Raw genomic sequence first — 15,770 nt, 5'->3', positions numbered from 1 at the left:
GATGACGACCGTCAGGCACGACCCCGAGGGGTTGTACGAGGTGCTCTCGGCACTCGACCGCCCCTGCTACATCGTCAGCAGCGGAGGCCGGCCGGGCGCCACCCACCATCCCCCCGCAGCCGGCTCCGGCACCACCCTGCTCGCCGCCGTGGGGCCGCTGTCCCACCGGGCAATCGGCTCCGCGGAGTTCCGGCGCCACCACGGCGTCCGCTACGCGTACATGGCGGGCGCGATGGCCGGCGGCATCGCCTCCGTGGAGTTGGTCGCCGCGCTGGCCCGCACCGGACACCTGGCCTCGTTCGGCTCCGCGGGACTGCCTGACCACCAGATCGACCAGGCCCTCGGCCGCCTGGCGGCCGAACTCGGCGCCACAGACACACCCTTCGCCTGCAACCTCATCCACAGCCCCCTCGCGCCCGCGATGGAGAAGGCCTGCGTGGACGCGTGCCTGCGCCACGGGGTGCGCTGCCTGGAGGCATCCGCCTTCGTGCGGCTCACCCCGGACCTGGTGCGCTACCGGGTGGTCGGACTGCGCCGCGACCCGGCCACCGGGGTCCGGGCCGAACACCGGCTGATCGCCAAGGTCTCCCACCCGCAGGTCGCCGAACTGTTCCTGCGGCCGGCCCCCCGCGAGATCGTCGACGACCTCACGGCCCGCGGCCTGGTCTCCGCCGAACAGGCCGAACTCGCCCGCTCCGTCCCCATGGCCGACGACATCACGGCCGAGGCGGACTCCGGCGGACACACCGACCGCCGCCCGCTGGCCATCCTGCTGCCCACCTTCCTCCGGCTACGCGACCGGATCGCCCGCGAGCACGCCCACCCGCACGGCACCCCGGTACGCATCGGCGCCGCCGGCGGTATCGGCACCCCCCACGCCATGACGGCCGCCTTCGCCCTGGGCGCGGACTACGTCGTCACCGGCTCGGTCAACCAGGCCACCACCGAGGCGGGCACCTCACCCGGCGTGAAACGCCTGCTGGCACAGGCCGGCCCGGCAGACTGCACCATGGCCCCGGCAGCGGACATGTTCGAGCAGGGCGCGCAGGTACAGGTCCTGGCCCGCGGAACACTGTTCCCCGGCAACGCGGCCCGCCTCCATCGCCTCTACCGGGACCACGCCGGCCTGGATGACCTCCCGCCCGACGAACGCCGTACGCTCCAAGAACGCATCCTGCGCCGCCCGTTGGCACAGGCCATGGACGAGTGCACCGCCTACCTGAAGGCTCATCACCCCGACCAACTGCCGCGCGCCGAGCGGGACCCGAAATACCGGATGGCCCTCGTCTTCCGCTGGTACCTGGCAATGGCCTCACGCTGGGCCACCTCCGGGCAGGCCGAGCGCTCCGGCGACTGGCAGATCTGGTGCGGCCCGGCGATGGGCGCGTTCAACGCCTGGACCGCGGACAGCACACTGGCCGCCCCGGAACGACGCCAGGCCGCCACCATCGCCGAACACCTCCTGCGCGGCGCAGCCTTCCACAGCCGGGTCAGCCAGCTGCGCCTGGCCGGCGTACGCCTCCCGGCCTCCTGCGCCGAATACCGTCTGCCGTCCCCCTCCCCCGCGGACCCCGGCGTCCGCGGGGAACGTCGTACTCGGTGAGGCAGGCTGACCGCGGTCCGCCGGGCAGGCTACGTTCCGCCGCTCGCACCCCGGACGACGACGACCGGGCACGGCGCGTGCTGGGTACAGTGCTGGCCGACCGAGCCCAGCGGGGCGCCGGCGAACCCTCCGTGACCGTGGCTGCCGACCACCAGCTCTCCGGCAGCGACGGCACCGCCCTGCCGCACCTCCCTGCGGCAGGCACCCCCCGCCGCCTCGCCCTCAGCGTCCCGTGCACGGGACGCACGACGCATGGGGCCACCGGTCCGCAGCACCAGGGCCGCATGGCCCCGGTACGGCCGTCCGGCCTCTGTGCCGGGCAACACGAGTGGCGGAGGATGGGACGGTGGGGCGCCGCGGTCGAGTACCGCATCGCACCACGGCCGTCCGGCCCGCGCCCGTACACCCGGTGAGGCGGTGAGCCGTATGAGTACACCCCTGGTCGTCGGCACCGACGGCTCGGACGACGCCCTGCGCGCGGTGGACTGGGCCGCCGCCGAAGCGGCCCTGCGTGGTTGTCCGCTCCACGTTCTGCACGCGTCGCTGTGGGAGTCGTACGCGAACTCCGCGCTGCCCGGCGCGCGGAATCCGCAGGCACGACGGGATGCCGCGGCCCAGGACGTGGTGGCCGGCGCCGAGGAGCGGGTCCGGCTGCGGCGGCCGGCGGTGACTGTGTCCGCCGTGGTCCGGGAGGAGGACCCGGTGTACGCGCTGGTCGACGCGAGCGACCACGCCGCCATGGTCGTGGTCGGCAGCCGGGGGCACGGCCTGGCCGGCATGGTGTTGGGCTCGGTGAGCCTGACCGTCGCGGCACGGGCCCACTGTCCGGTGATCGTGGTACGACCCGGCCGTGCCTCCGACGAGGCAGGAGGGCAGTGGGTCGTGCTCGGGCTCGCGGAACCGGGCCGGACGCCGGCAGCGGCCGACTTCGCGTTCGCGGAAGCGGCGCTGCACGGCTACGGCGTCACCGTCGTGCACGCCGCCGTCCACGCTGGTCTGTCCGCCGAGCGCCACGCCCGGCGGGAGCAAGCGGTCGAGGACTGGCTGGACGAGTCCCTGGCACGGTCCGTCGCACTCCACCCCGACGTGCCGGTACGCCGTGTCGTTGTTCCGGGCCGTGCGCATCCGGCGCTGCTCGGGGCGGCGAAGGGCGCGGAGCTACTCGTCCTGGGGGCCCGTCGGCGATCGAACCCCCTCGGCCCGCAACTGGGGCCCGTCAACCACGCGATGCTTCACCAGGCACCGTGCACCGTCGCGATCGTCCCGGTACAGCCGACCGGTGGGTGAGGCGGCCTGCCGGGGACGGCCGGCCATGCGAGAGGGCCGAGTGGCTCATATCGGGCCGGCGGCGGGCCCGGCCACGCTGGAGATGCGGCCGCATCGCGGGCCGCCGTGGCGGAAGGAGCCGGAGATGGAGCACCGCACGATAGGTGAGCTGATGACCCGGAAGGTCGTGAGCGTGAAGCTCGACACCCCCTTCAAGGAGATCGCGCAGACCCTCGCCGACCACGCGGTGAGCGCCGTACCGGTCCTGGACAGCCTCGGCAGGCCGGCCGGCGTCGTCTCGGAGGCCGATCTGCTGCGGAAGGCGGCCGACCGGTCCGATCTGTCCGGACGGACACCGCTGCCGCATCTGGAGGCGTGGGAGAAGGCCCGCGCGGAGGGCCGCACCGCAGGGGAGCTGATGTCCGCTCCGGCGGTGTGCGCCCATCCGGACTGGACGGTGGTGGAGGCGGCCCGGCTGATGGAGGTACAGCGGCTCAAGCGGCTTCCCGTGGTCGACGAGGCGGATGTCCTGCTGGGCATCGTCAGCCGCAGCGACCTGCTGCGCGTCTTCCTGCGCAAGGACCAGGCAATACGGGAGGAGATCACCCGGGAGGTCGTCGGGCGCACGGCACGTCTCGGCGCCGCGGGCGTGACCGCCGCGGTCAACCGGGGACAGGTCGCCCTGCACGGCACCGTGGCGGATCCGCTGCTGATCCCCGTGCTGGTGCGGATGTGCGCAAGCGTCGACGGCGTGGTGTCGGTCTCCGAGGACCTCAAGCCGGCACCGGCAGCCGGCGACCGGACCGTCGGGATCAGCGAGGAACGAGGAGAGAAAAGCCGGGCGCCGTCATGAAGAACGTCGTCACCGTCGGCGTGGACGGCACGCCCCATGCGCTCGCGGCAGCACGGTGGGCCGCGCGCGAGGCGCGACTGCGGCAGTCCCGGCTGCGGCTCCTGACCGCCTGGCAACCGCTGACCGCCAAGCCGCGGGCCGCACCATGGGCCCGGGAGATCCCGCACCGGCCGGACCCGATCATCGAGGAAGCCAGGGCCGAGGTCGAGTCGGCCGAGCCGGGAGTGCCCGTTGAAGTGAGTCCGGTGCGCGAGCCGCCGTTGGACGCCCTGGCCGAGGCCGCCGAGCAGGCAGATCTGCTGGTCCTGGGGTCGCGGGGGCTGGGCCCGGCGGCGCGCTTCGCGCTCGGCGAGACGGGCCTGGACCTGGTGCCCCGGGTCGCGATTCCAGTCGTCCTGGTCCGGGCCAGGCAGGACGGTCCCACGGCCGACGACAGCAGCAGCGTCGCGGTCGGGGTAAGCCTGCACGCCCCCTGCGACGCGCTGCTGGCCTTCGCCTTCGAGACCGCCGCCCGGCGCGCCGTCCGGCTCCGCGCCGTGCACGGCAGGAACCTCCCCCCGTTCGCCTACGACTACGACCGGAGCGGCGCCGTGGAACGCGCCGACGCGGAGGTCGCAGCCCGGATGGCGCGCCAGGAGCTGTCCGAGGCGCTGCGCCCGTGGCGGGAGAAGTTCCGGGACGTGCCGGTGGAGGAGCAGGTGGTGATGGAGAGTCCGGCGCCGGCCCTGCTGCACGGCGCGGCGGGCACGCAGCTGCTGATCGTCGGCCGTCGGCACCTCGGCCACGCGGTCCCGCGCATCGGGCACGTCGTCCACGCCGCCGTCCATCACGCGCCGTGCCCCGTGGCGATCGTGCCCCACGAATGAGCCCCCGAGCCCCCGCACGGGCGAGTCCGTCCCGCCTGCCAGAAAGGATGCGTGCACGATGACGACCGACCGAGCAACCGGATCCGGCGCCGAACCGAGCCGTTCCCGCAGCGACCTGGGGCGACGCGTTACACTGCGCCGGCAGCAACTGGGGCTGACCCGCGAGGAGGTCGCGGCCCGGGCCGGCGCCTCGCCCGGCTACCTCCAGTACGTCGAGGAACACGGGGCCGAACCGGGCATCGGGTTCCTGCTGAGCCTTGCCAGTGCGCTCAACACCTCGATCGCCGAGCTGGCCGGCGGCACCGCCGACCTCCCGGCCGGCTTCGGCAAGGCCGGCGCCCACCCCGAAGTGCTGACGCTCGGCCCCGCCGAATGCCGGGAACTGCTCTCCACCCACGGCATCGGCAGGGTGGCGATCACCCTCAACGACACCCCGGCCGTCTTCCCCGTCAACTACACCGTCATCGACGACGTGATCGCCTTCCGGACCCAGGCGGGCTCCGGTCCCGCCGCGGCGGCCGGTCACGAGGCCGCCCTGGAGGTGGACCACATCGACGACGCGTTCAGCCAGGGCTGGAGCGTGCTCGCCGTCGGGCCCGCCGACGTCGTCACCGGCTTCTACGAATCCCGGAAGTTCGAGGAACAGGCATACTCGGCCCCTTGGGTCGGCAGCGGCCGACATCAGTGGATCGCCATCCGGCCAACGCACCTCAGCGGGCGACGCATTCGCGTCCCCGGGGCACCGTCCCCGCCGACCGGAGAAGCCACGCACGACTCCGGCCCATGAACTCCGGAGCCGGCGAGCCGCCGAGCACGCCACGGTCCCAACAACCGCCTCGCCCGACACCACGGCGGCACACCCGACGGCGCGCCGCTCCCTCAGCCGCGCGGCCTCCCGGGCTGACCGTAGACCGGTGATGCCGACGGGTCAGGACGGGGATTGGGCCTCGGCGTCGGCGGATGGGGTGGCGGCCGAGCCCTTCCAGCGGAGGGTGACATCGAGGTGGGCGCCGGCGTTGGCGCCAGCGATGAGGCCGCCGAGTTTGCCGTCCAGGATGACGCCGAAGCTGACCTCGACCTCGTCGGGGCGGTGGACGAGGTTGCGGAACCCGTCGATCGCCTCGGCGGCGGCGGTGGTGACGGGGGCGAGCGCCTCGCGGAAGCCCTGCTGTGCGGCTTGCAGGCGATCGCTGAGGCCGACCGCTCCGGTGCCGCTGCGGGCCGGGGGTGCGACGAGGACGACGGTGCCGTCGGAGAGGGGGAACTCGATGGCGTCCGGCATGACACTCCCAGGGTGAGACGGTGTGCGGGGATGCGGGGATCAGGTTGAGGCGGCGCAGAGTCCACCCGGCGGGGCCGGGGAACTTCGCTGTGAGCGCTGGATTGCGTCGAGTCTCCGGAGGAGGGGTTGCAGCGGGTCGCCGGCCGCGTAGTCGAGGACGGCTCGGTAGAAGGCGGCGGACAGGTCGGGCGTCATCGCGTCGGCGGCGCTGAAGCAGAGCGTGTAGCCGGAGTGGGGCTGGAGCATGGTGGCGATGCGGCGCTGCACGGGGTTGTTGTACTGGGTGGGTGTGACCTCGGTGTCGGCTGAGAAGGCGTAGCCACCGGGCTTGTTGACCCAGTCGCGTTGGACGTCGGTGCGGGAGAGGTAGGTGATGAGCGCCTGGGCGCTGGGTTTGTTGGTGAACATGCCGATGTAGTCCGCCGAGACCTCCAGTCGTCGCGCGGATTCCGGGATCGAGGTCACGTAGTCGTAGGCGGTGCCCGCGTGGGCGGAGTCCGGGAAACCCATGGCGGACAGACTGCCGTGGGCGAGGGAGCAGGTGGGGCGATGGGCGGTCATGCCGCCGGCGGCGTCGCCGTAGGCGCGGACGGCGGCGCCGCGGAGGCTGTCGGTGACGAGGGTGCGCCAGGTCTCCCAGGCCCGGGAGACCTGCGGGGAATTCCATGTGAGGTTGCCGGAGAGCCACTTCTCGTAGTCACCCCGGCCGCCCTGCCCGCCCGTTCCGCTGCCGGCGAGGAGGAGGTCGGCGATCCAGTCGGCGCCCGGCCAACCGGAGGTCGGGCCGGATGCCAGCCCCAGGCACCAGGCACCGAGGTTGCGGCGGGTGCGGGTCTGAAGGTCGGGGAGTGCCGAGGGTGGTGGTGTGCGGGTGGCTGCGGGGTTGTACCAGATGAGGCTTTTGACGTCGGCTTTGACGGGTACCGCGTAGACCTTGCCGTGGACGGTTGCCAGTCCGCGGAACGGCTCCCGGTAGTCCTTGGTGACGGCGCCGAGCGGCTGGAGCCGGCCGTTCACGGCATAGTGGTCCAGTGCTCCCACGCTCGGCAGTACGGCCAGGTCGGGTGTTGCGTGGGCGGCCACCGCGGCGTCGAGTTGCTGAGCCTGGGCGCGGGTGACCTCCACGTCGACTTGGATGCCGGTGTCGTCGTGGAAGGACTTGAGCACCGAGTAGAACGCCTGGAACTCGGCGCCGGACCAGGGGACCATGACGGTCAGCCGGTCGGGCGACTGGCCGTCGCCGCAGGCGGCGGCCGTCAGGAGCAGCGCGAGGGTCAGGGCGCAGCGCGTCAGGCGCGTGATCAGTGTGTTCATGACCGTGGGAACCGGTATTCGGCGAGGCGGGGCCGGTAGGCGAGGTAGGTGAGGGCGGCCGCGGTGGCGAGCGCCGCCAGGGCGAGCGTCAACGTCACCGGGGTTCTGACCAACGGATGCTGTGCCAGGCGCTGTTGGTCGAGGCCGGTGAGGACGGACGTGCCGGTGCCGATGCCGACCGCCGTGGTGGCCAACAGCGCGAGGGGGAGCCGCAGGCCGATGTACCGGCGGAAGTGCCGGGCGAGGATGCGGCTGGTGGCCAGGACGAGCAGCAGCATGATGACTGCCGGTCCCGCGACCAGCGGCCAGACATAGGCGGGGTTCAGCCATCGTGAGTGGCGCTGTTCGTCCAGTGCGTGCTGCTCGGTGGCCTGGAGGTCGTCGAGCGAGGCGGTCAGACCGCCGGTGCCCGGGATGGGCCGCTGGGTGCCGCGGTCCCGCTGCCGGTCGTCGGTGAGTGCGTGGTGGGCGGCCCGGACGCCGTACTGTCCGGTGCGGGCGTAGTCGCGCACGGCGGCGTCGGCCAGGCGCAGACACGTGGTCAACTGGCCCTGGACGAACTGGATCTGGGTCAGTCCCGGTTTGCCTGCGGCGTTGCCCTCCGTCGCGGAAGTGACGTTGGTGTAGACGCGGGCGATGTGGTTGGAGAATGCGGAGCCGGTGCCGATGAGGGGAACCTGGTCGGCCTCGAAGACGGAGGTGAGCGCGGCATCCGCGTCCCGGGCCTCGCGGTGTGCCGTGTTGATGAAGTCGATGGCCTCGTAGGTGTGTTGGGCAGCGGCTGTCTGGCGGTCTGCCTGGGTCGTGACGACGAGGTGAAGCAGCGCGGTGACCGCCACCGCGGCCAGGACTCCCGCTCTGAGCCAGCGCAGCAGCGTGGTCGGGTGGGTCGTTCGGAGCCGTTGCCGCCATCCGCCGGGCGAGGTGTCCGGTGGGGTTTCCGTATCGGGCACAAGCTGGGTCATGAGGCGTCCACCGGAGTGTCGCCGGGCGGCTGGTCGCGCGGATCGTCTGGAGCTGCGTCGTGCGGATCGTCCGGAGCTGCGGGGGCCGCCTCGCTGTCGAACGGATGGCCGCACTCCTCGCAGAACCGCGGCTCCGGAGCCGTCGTCGTGGCTTTGCAGCGCGAGCAACGGCGCTGCACCGGGCCGCCGCCGGGCTCCCGCGCGAACGGGTCGATGTCCCGGGCCGCGGTCCGCGTCGATCTGAGGCCGAGCTGCTGGATGTGTCCACGCGAGGCGTCGCGGCGCACCTGAGTCCGGCCGTCGGGACCGGTCGTGCTGACGGCACGCAGCAGTTCCAGTCGTTCGGTGTCGCCGAGGGCTTCGGCGAGTTCGAGGGCGATCCGCAGTTCCCGGTCTGCCTCCTCATACCGCCCGCTCAGCTGGGCGTCGGCGCAGGCACGCATCGACATGCCCAGTTCGCGGAGGTTCTCGACGTGCGTGAGGCTCTCGGGCGGTCGGACCGGAAAGTCCCGTGCGGCCAGCCGCCGGACGAGCAGGTCCTGGGGGGCGGCACAGGGTGTGCGGGTGGCGTCGGGGCGTTCGGCGCGCAGGGTGATGCGGGCGGCGCTCAGTTGCGTGTCGAGGGGCAGCTTGTCGGGATCGAAGCGGAGCGAGAGGTGGTACTGGCGTTTCTCCGGCGGCCAGGCGCCCAGCGGGATGTGGATCTCTTCGCCGTGGAGCTGTTGCTGAGTGGTCAGGTCGGCCTCGACGGGGACGGTCTGGCGGACGAAGCCCAGCCGGAACCACTCCCCCAGGAGCAGACCGAGGTAGACCCGGGGCACCACGATGCTGCGGGCCTCCTCCATGAGGTGAGTGAAGTCCCGGGTGAGGTCGGAGATTTCGACGACCGCGTCCGCGTTGCCGTGCAACGACTGGGAAATCCGCAGCAGTTCGGTGTAGTTCCAGTCGTTGCCCAGCCCGCGGGCGTGGCACACGAACTGGTCGACGCATATCGCGAGCGCGCTGTCCAGCTCCTCGGCCGACTCGTGTTCGTCCCTGCCGTCCGTGTAGAGCACCGCGTGACGCACGGTGTCGCGGGCCGGCAGCGCGTCGAAGAGTTCCCTGGCGCGGGTCAGCCAGGTGCCGATGGCGGTGCCGCCTTCGGGGAGTTGGCCCATGACGCGGCGCTTGGCCACCGCCTTGGCCTCGGCGTCGACGCGAACGAGGCCGACGGTGTCCGGATAGATCACCTCGGCTTCGTGGTGGCCGGCGATGATGCCCAGGTACGTACCGTCCTGGAGGGTGTCGATGGCGGCGCACATCGCGCGTTTCGCCTCGTTGAGCTTGCCGACGGCGGCCATGGACAACGACCTGTCCATGATCAGGATTTCGGCGATCGGGACGTCGGAGGGCGCGTCCGCGGCGGGGCTTGCCCTGATGGTGAGCAGGGTGTCGGCCCGCTCGTCGTTGAACGCGAGGTCCGAGGACGCGTCCATCTCGATGTTGAAGCTCAGCCCTAATGGCGTCATGTCCCCCACCGGCACCACCTGACTGCTCCATCGCTGTCCGAGGCAGCTAGGAGCGTAGCGTCTTGGTGCCCGCTCCGAAACGCGATTGGGTGGTTCCGCTACGGCGTCCGCGGCGTCGCCATGTCAACGGGGGGCGCAGCCGGTTCGCCAGGTCGACCAGGGCGGTGTGGTCCCGCTCGGTGGGGGCGTACGGGGCGAGTCGGCGTACGGTCTCCGACAGGGCCAACCGGTCACGGGTATGCAGGTATTCCGCGTACTGGAGCTCGGCTTGCAGGGTGGCGGCGGTGGCGGGGTCCGCGTCGAGCGCCGCCAGCGCCGCGCGGGCCCGCACCAGGTGGGATTCGGTCGGTTCGGCTGGGTGCGCCGAACCGGCTGCCGGGCTGCCCGGATCGGCCTTCCCGTCGGGCTCCGGTCCCGCGACGGTCACCAGCAGCCGCACCGCCGCCACTCGGGCCTCCCGTTCGTAGCGGAACTCGTGTGCCAGCTGTTCCGCGGTGTCCACGGCTTCCGTGCGCCGGCCGGCCAGCAGGTGGACGCGGGCCAGGCCGAAGCCCGCCGCGCCGAGGGCGGGGGTGGTGTCGAAGACCGTGCCGTAGTGCGCCTGGGCGACCTCAAGGTCGCCCCGCAGCTCGGCGCACAGGCCGAGCGCGAGCTGCGGGATGAGCTCACCGGGCAGCGCGGCGCGCACGGTGGTGAAGTGCGTGGTGGCCAGCTCCGCGTCGCTTCGGGTCAGGGCGATCAGGCCGGAGTACCAGCAGAACAGCCAGTGCCATCGGGGCAGTTGCGCGCGGCCCAGGGCGAGTTCGGCCTGGACCGCGTCCTTCCGGCGGAGGGCGAGCCGGCTCTCGGCCAAGGCGCTTTCGGCAGTGGGGGCGACCTCCCGGTCGTCCGGGTCGGCCAGCGGGGTCGGGAGTGCCGCCGCGATCGTCCGGGACAGCGGTGACGCGATGGCCGGCGGGAGGGTCAGGGTGCCGTCCTCGTTCGAGGTCGCCGCGATCCAATGGGCGAGGGGGCGAGCCGCTCCCAACCCACCGTCCAGGGGTTCCGGCATCGAGCCGAACAGTGCGGAGGACCGGGACACTTGACGCAGTGTCGGCGGTGCGGCGACGACCTGCCGGATCACCCCGCTGAGCTGCTCGCCGAACTGGCGGGCGGAGACGAAACGGCGCCTGGGTGTGGCGTCGTCGGTGGCACGGTCCAGCAGCAGATGCAGGGAGTCGATGCCGGGGGCGGTCCGTTCCCGCAGCTGGGTGCGGCACACTTCCTTGAGCGTCATGCCCAGGCAGTACAGGTCGAAGCCGGGCGTGGGGTGCAGGCGTTCCGGGTCGCCCTCGGGCGGTGCGTAGAGCCTGGTGTACTCCGTGACCGGCCCCTTGTCCTTGCGGGCCCGCACCGAGCCGAAGTCGATGAGCCGCACCCGGTCGCGCGGCCCGAAGGAGCTCTCCTCCCGGAACCGGATGACGTTCTCCGGCTTGACGTCGCAGTGCAGCAGCCCTCGGGCGTGCAGGTAGTCGAGGGCCTGGAGGATGCGGAGACCGTGGGCGAGCAGGTATTCCAGTCGGTCGCCGGGGCGGGCGGCGAGCGGGACGCCGGGGATGTGCTCCAGCACCAGGTGCGGACCTTCGGCCTCGTAGCCGAGGATGCGGACGATGCTGTCGTGCCGCAGTCCGACCAGGACGTTCCGTTCCTTCTTCGCGGTGTCGGCGACCGCGCTGTTGTTCAGCCGCTTGAGGACCACGTCCGTGGCGAGATTGCGGTCATGGGCGAGGTAGGCGGCCCCGTACGCCCCGGAGCCGAGGTAGCGCTCGACGTCGTAGCGTCCGGCGATGGTGAGGTCGTGAGGCTGGGTGAAGTCGAACCGGGTTCCGCAGTGGGGGCAGTAGCCGGTGGTGCGGCCCGGTGTGCTGCCATGGCCCCGGCCGACCGGCCGCTTGCAGGCGGAGTTGGCGCAGTAGCGGTGTTCCTCGGCGACCGGTCCGGCCTGCGGGGCCGGTACCTCGACGGCCTCGGGTGGTCCGCCGGCGTCGGCGAGATCCAGGCCGTACCAAGGGTCGGGGCGTACGTGCGCCACGCCGGTGCGCACGCCCTGGGAGCCGTCGTCCGCCGCGCGGTGTTCGTGCTCCGCTGCCTCACCGTTCGGCACGGTCTGCTCCCTCCTCGATGCGGCGGTTGACCTCGTCGGTGTAGTACCTGACCCGTTTCCGTGCGGACTTCAGGTCGATCGGCGGGGTCTGCAACGCGCGGGCCGCGGGCGCGTAGAGGTCGCCGAGTTTCCGGTCCTCGTCGCCGAAGTACCGGGCGGCCCGCACGCGGTGCAGCTCCAGCGTCTTGCGCAGGTCCGCAAGGTCGGTGATCGCGCGCCGCAGGTCGTCGGCGTAACGGGTGACCTCCGCGTGGGCCGCGGCCGCGTGGGCGTGGATCGCGGCGAGTTCCGGGTCCGGTGCGCTGCCCCGGGCGACGGCCAGACGCACCCGCAGGCGGGGCGCGGCGGCGGGCGGCAGCCTCGACGCGGCGAAGAACGACAGCCCCCATTCGGCTTGCAGCCGGGCCGCCGCGTCCTCCGCGGCGGCAAGTTGTCCGACGGCTTCCTCGGCCTCCTCCGTGGTCATGTCCCCGGGTACGGCCTCGGTGAGCGGCTCGGGGTCCAGGGACACGTCGAAGGGCAGGTCGGCCGGCGGTTTGCGCTCGAAGCCCAGCACGAGGCGGAGGCCGCGGGATCGGGCGCGGGCGGCCAGCGGGCCCAGCAGATCGCGGATGAGCCTTTCGGGGTCCTCGGCCCGGTCGATGCTGCCGACCACCAGGCAGGCGGGCGGGCGGCGGCGCAGCAACTGGCGGACGATGTCCCGGTCTTCGCCGCCGGCGAGCCCGAACCGGTCCACGAGGTAGCCCGCCACCTCCGCCACGGTACTGCCGCGGGCGTCGTAGGCCGCGTCGATCGCCCCGAGTCCGAGGACGGTGTCCCCCGGTTCTCCGGTGAGTTCGGCGTCGGGCAGGCCGGCCCGGGCCGCGGGGTCGGCGGTGCGCACCAGGCGCACGAGCCAGGAGGTGCCCGCCCCGGTCGCGTTGCCGGTGCCGACCAGGGCCGTGCCTGCCCACATCCCGCCGAGCAGTCGCGTGAGCTCCTGGGTCAGGGCCAGCTGCAGTGCGTCGTCCAGCACGCCGTCCGGCCACTTCTCGTCAGGGGGCTGCATCCTGTTGACGCAGCCGCCGTCGGTGAACGGCTTGATCTGGGGCAGGTGCACCTCGATGCTCTCGGTCGGCAGCATCCAGGCGGCGCGGGCCTCACCGTCGATGTAGTCCGCCACCACGATGCCGATGACGCGGTCCTTGAACTCTCCGTCCCGGACGACCACTCCGGCTCCGGAGTAGCCCCGCTCGATCCAGGGGCTGCCGGGACGGACGAGGTTGAGCAGACCCCATCCGTCCCGGCCGCCGGAGAATCCGGACAGTTCGGCGTCCGTTCCCATGCCGATCATCCTCGACGCCTGGGGGAAGCCATAGGCGCTCACGGTGCCGCCGGAGAGGAGCGCCCGCCAGAGGGTGGTCCGGGTACCGCAGCCGGCCGGTTCATCGAGCTGCAGCAGTGCCACGTCGCCGCGCTGAGTGTCGCCTTCGTGCACCCACGAGCCGGGAGCCACCCGTGCCGTGCGGGTCCATTCCGGAGTGCAGGCCACACTGGTGATCCGGAGGTGGTCGATGCTTCCCCCGGGTGCGGCCCCGGTGAACTCGACGACATGCGCGCAGGTGAGGACGTGCCGGTCGTCGAGCAGTACGCCCGCGCCGTGGGGATTTCCCTCCGCGTCGTCCACTCTGACCCGCCACGGCTTACCACTGTGGTGATGCTGCCCCATGCGCCCACGGTATTGCGTAACCCGGCGGGTGTCCCTCCCCTCGCAGCGTTCACGAGCTGGGGTCGGCTGGGCTTCGAAGCGGAATACCCACGTCGATGCGGACACTCAACTCGCCTGCGAGCGCCTGCGGTTGCGGCGCCATACCGCGACGGCGCCGGCGGCAAGCATTACCGCCGTCGCTCCCCAGCTGGCGAGTTGCGTGGGGGCCAAGGACGGAGATGCCGCCTTGGATGCCAGGTCCGATGGTGCCTTGGCTGCCAGGCCGTAGCCGCCGGCGAGCCCTTTGCGGTCATACGTGGACCCCGGCTGTTTGTCCGCGTAGCGACTGTGCACGAACTTCTGGTAGGCGGCGAGCGTCACCGAGCGCTTGCCGTGCAGCCCGGAGGCCGCATCCCGGTTGAGCGGTTCGACGGTGTTGTTCTTCAGCCGGTACCAGGCATGGATCTGCGGCTCGGCGAAGACCATGGAGCCGCCCGTGGACTGTCGTCCGTAGGTGAGGTCACCGTCGCCGTCGCGCACGCCCGCCAGATGCCACCTGCTGTCGCTGTTTCCGCTCTTTCCGCCGCCCTTGGCCGGGGCGGAGAGCAAGACCGTGGCCTTGTGCCCGTCGGCAGTGTCGGCCAGGGAGGCCAAGTGCGACAGGCGTACCGCATTGCCTGCGGTGGGCTTTTCCTTCCCGGTGATGAAGCCGGGCGCGAGCTCGTACAGCGGTATCGGATCCTTCAAGCTGAACGCCTGCTGGTCGTTACGTGCCTCAGGGGTCATGGGGGCAGCCGCACCCGCGCCGCCGTCGGCGCCGGCGTTCGCCGTCGCGCTGAGGAATCGGGAAACCGTGTCGTGGACTTGCGGAGTCCGCAGCACTTGGCGTGCGCCCTGGTAATCGGGGACAGCATTCGGGCCGTCGGCCGCCTGGGCCTGACCGCAGAAGGCGGTGGAGAGCAGGACAGCCGCCGCTCCGAGGGAGAGCGCCAGGCTCGCCGGACGAGCAGCACTGCGTTGCAGGGGAATTCGTTGCAGGGGAATGTTCTTGCCGCGCATGGTTGCCGCCCGCCTCACTTGTGTATCCCGACGCGTGAATGAGTCCAGCGGAACGACGAGTTGCCGACGTAGTCGTCGTAGTTCCACCAGGTGTAGGTCTGCGTGGAGGGCCAGGGGTCACCGACGGCGATCATCTGTGATGACGGGTCATAGCCGTAGATGACGTTCATGTGGCCACCGCCGGCGTTCCATCCGATACGGGCGGCGAAGGGGCGGCTGCCGTCGATCTCCTTGCCGACCTCCGGGAAGGAGGCGTTGCGGGAGAGGTCGTAGCCGGTGTTGCCCAGGCCGATGTTGGCCAGGCCGTTGGCGATGTCGTCGAGCGTGGCAGGCTGGTCGTCGCAGCTGAGATTGCTGTTCCGGGCCGCGAGCCGGCAGAAGTCATGCTGGTTGTAGTTGGTGTAACCCCAGTACTTGGCGATGGTCAGTCCGCTGGCGTCCCAGCACCACTGGTCCTGAACCTGCTTCTGCATGTCTATGGTGAGTGCCACACGCCCGCCGGATTTCGGGCTGGAGGACCCGCATTCCGGAAGGTTGTCGGTGTTGCCCTTGATGAAGGCGTTGGCTATGTAGAAGGATCCGGATTCCGACCAGACCCACCGGGGGTCGTTCTCCACGGTCTCGCCCTTGACCCGGCAGGTCAGAGAAACCGTACTACCGACCGCGGCATGACCGACGACGCGGGCGGAAAGACTGGACGACGACCTTTCGTTGATGCTGCGGTAGTTGCTCTGACCGCCCGTCACAGTGCCGGTAACGACACCGGCCTGGGCGTTGCCATGGATGAGCACGAAGCCGGCGGCGACCGCTGTTAACGCGATCAGCGTCAGCGTTCTCCACAGCGTCAAGACGCGGGGAAGGCGCATATACAGGCTCTTTCGAAGTGTGGGGGGAATGTGTCGCGACTCGCGTCGCGTGCGGGCCTGTTACCAGCCAATTCCGTTGCGCATACGATTTACCGCCGTCCACAACAGGCGGCAGTAAACCAGCGGAACCTCTCTGGCCCGTAGCGCTCGGGAAGCACAGGAGAATTACTACAACATCCTCACTCGCCGACGCAATGACGCCATGTCAACACCCATGAATACTGGGGAGTAGTTGGTGAATCCACCGAGTTACGTACAGCACCGGAACGATTACCCGGACCTTGAATTGCCTGAGCCTGGGCGCCTTTGCCCAATTCGTGGCGTCACGTCAGGTACGGCGAGCCCCTACTGACAGTCG

Annotated in this window: 15 protein-coding genes; 6 read left to right on the top strand and 9 right to left on the bottom strand. The window is 71.4% G+C overall.

Going from position 1 to position 15,770, the window contains the following annotated elements:
- Position 1 precedes the first annotated feature (1 nt).
- A complete protein-coding gene (locus ACRAS8_RS35555) occupies positions 2-1,603 on the top strand; it encodes a PfaD family polyunsaturated fatty acid/polyketide biosynthesis protein (protein ID WP_438490156.1) in 1,602 nt (533 codons plus the stop codon).
- A gap of 29 nt (positions 1,604-1,632) precedes the next feature.
- Here ACRAS8_RS35555 and ACRAS8_RS35550 read toward each other — a convergent pair whose 3' ends face one another.
- Positions 1,633-1,755: a universal stress protein gene (locus tag ACRAS8_RS35550; protein WP_438490687.1), complete on the bottom strand. Its 123-nt coding sequence runs from the start codon at positions 1,753-1,755 to the stop codon at positions 1,633-1,635.
- On the opposite strand from ACRAS8_RS35550, the gene ACRAS8_RS35545 reads away from it, so the two are divergent.
- The 5 genes from ACRAS8_RS35545 (at position 1,741) to ACRAS8_RS35525 (ending at position 5,375) form a co-directional block, all read left to right on the top strand.
- Positions 1,741-2,016 (top strand): hypothetical protein, encoded by a 276-nt coding sequence (locus tag ACRAS8_RS35545; protein ID WP_438490699.1) that lies wholly within the window; start codon positions 1,741-1,743, stop codon positions 2,014-2,016. The genes ACRAS8_RS35550 and ACRAS8_RS35545 overlap by 15 nt on opposite strands.
- Positions 2,017-2,029: 13 nt before the next feature.
- The gene (locus tag ACRAS8_RS35540; protein ID WP_438490155.1) at positions 2,030-2,890 is read left to right on the top strand and encodes a universal stress protein; all 861 of its coding nucleotides are present in this window, start codon (positions 2,030-2,032) and stop codon (positions 2,888-2,890) included.
- A 124-nt stretch (positions 2,891-3,014) separates the two neighbouring features.
- A complete protein-coding gene (locus tag ACRAS8_RS35535; RefSeq protein WP_438490154.1) occupies positions 3,015-3,722 on the top strand; it encodes a CBS domain-containing protein in 708 nt (235 codons plus the stop codon).
- Complete coding sequence (locus tag ACRAS8_RS35530; RefSeq protein ID WP_438490153.1) at positions 3,719-4,588, top strand: universal stress protein; 870 nt, start codon at positions 3,719-3,721, stop codon at positions 4,586-4,588. The genes ACRAS8_RS35535 and ACRAS8_RS35530 overlap by 4 nt, the downstream gene beginning before the upstream one ends.
- Positions 4,589-4,646: 58 nt before the next feature.
- Positions 4,647-5,375: a helix-turn-helix domain-containing protein gene (locus tag ACRAS8_RS35525; RefSeq protein WP_438490152.1), complete on the top strand. Its 729-nt coding sequence runs from the start codon at positions 4,647-4,649 to the stop codon at positions 5,373-5,375.
- Positions 5,376-5,516: 141 nt separating this feature from the next.
- Here ACRAS8_RS35525 and ACRAS8_RS35520 read toward each other — a convergent pair whose 3' ends face one another.
- From ACRAS8_RS35520 to ACRAS8_RS35485, 8 genes are all read right to left on the bottom strand, one after another.
- Entirely contained in the window at positions 5,517-5,870 is a 354-nt protein-coding gene (locus ACRAS8_RS35520) for a CU044_2847 family protein (RefSeq protein WP_438490151.1), read from the bottom strand.
- A 39-nt stretch (positions 5,871-5,909) separates the two neighbouring features.
- Positions 5,910-7,184, bottom strand: a complete 1,275-nt coding sequence (locus ACRAS8_RS35515; RefSeq protein WP_438490150.1) for an extracellular solute-binding protein — start codon at positions 7,182-7,184, stop codon at positions 5,910-5,912.
- Complete coding sequence (locus ACRAS8_RS35510) at positions 7,181-8,149, bottom strand: hypothetical protein (RefSeq protein WP_438490149.1); 969 nt, start codon at positions 8,147-8,149, stop codon at positions 7,181-7,183. The genes ACRAS8_RS35515 and ACRAS8_RS35510 overlap by 4 nt, the downstream gene beginning before the upstream one ends.
- Positions 8,146-9,657, bottom strand: coding sequence for a vWA domain-containing protein (locus ACRAS8_RS35505; RefSeq protein WP_438490686.1), 1,512 nt, complete (start codon positions 9,655-9,657; stop codon positions 8,146-8,148). Before ACRAS8_RS35505 ends, ACRAS8_RS35510 begins: the two co-directional genes overlap by 4 nt.
- Before the next feature lie 46 nt (positions 9,658-9,703).
- Positions 9,704-11,800, bottom strand: coding sequence for a tetratricopeptide repeat protein (locus tag ACRAS8_RS35500; RefSeq protein ID WP_438490148.1), 2,097 nt, complete (start codon positions 11,798-11,800; stop codon positions 9,704-9,706).
- A complete protein-coding gene (locus ACRAS8_RS35495; protein ID WP_438490147.1) occupies positions 11,787-13,508 on the bottom strand; it encodes a trypsin-like serine peptidase in 1,722 nt (573 codons plus the stop codon). Before ACRAS8_RS35495 ends, ACRAS8_RS35500 begins: the two co-directional genes overlap by 14 nt.
- 105 nt (positions 13,509-13,613) lie before the next feature.
- On the bottom strand, positions 13,614-14,546 hold the full coding sequence (locus tag ACRAS8_RS35490; protein ID WP_438490146.1) for a hypothetical protein: 933 nt from the start codon (positions 14,544-14,546) through the stop codon (positions 13,614-13,616).
- Between the two features lie 14 nt (positions 14,547-14,560).
- Positions 14,561-15,412, bottom strand: coding sequence for a papain-like cysteine protease family protein (locus ACRAS8_RS35485; protein ID WP_438490145.1), 852 nt, complete (start codon positions 15,410-15,412; stop codon positions 14,561-14,563).
- Positions 15,413-15,770 lie beyond the last annotated feature (358 nt).

It is taken from the genome of Streptomyces sp. S186 (genome assembly GCF_051603415.1).
GTDB lineage: Bacteria > Actinomycetota > Actinomycetes > Streptomycetales > Streptomycetaceae > Streptomyces.
Note: the sequence above shows the minus strand (reverse complement) of the source record. Positions and strands in the feature narration are given on the sequence as shown.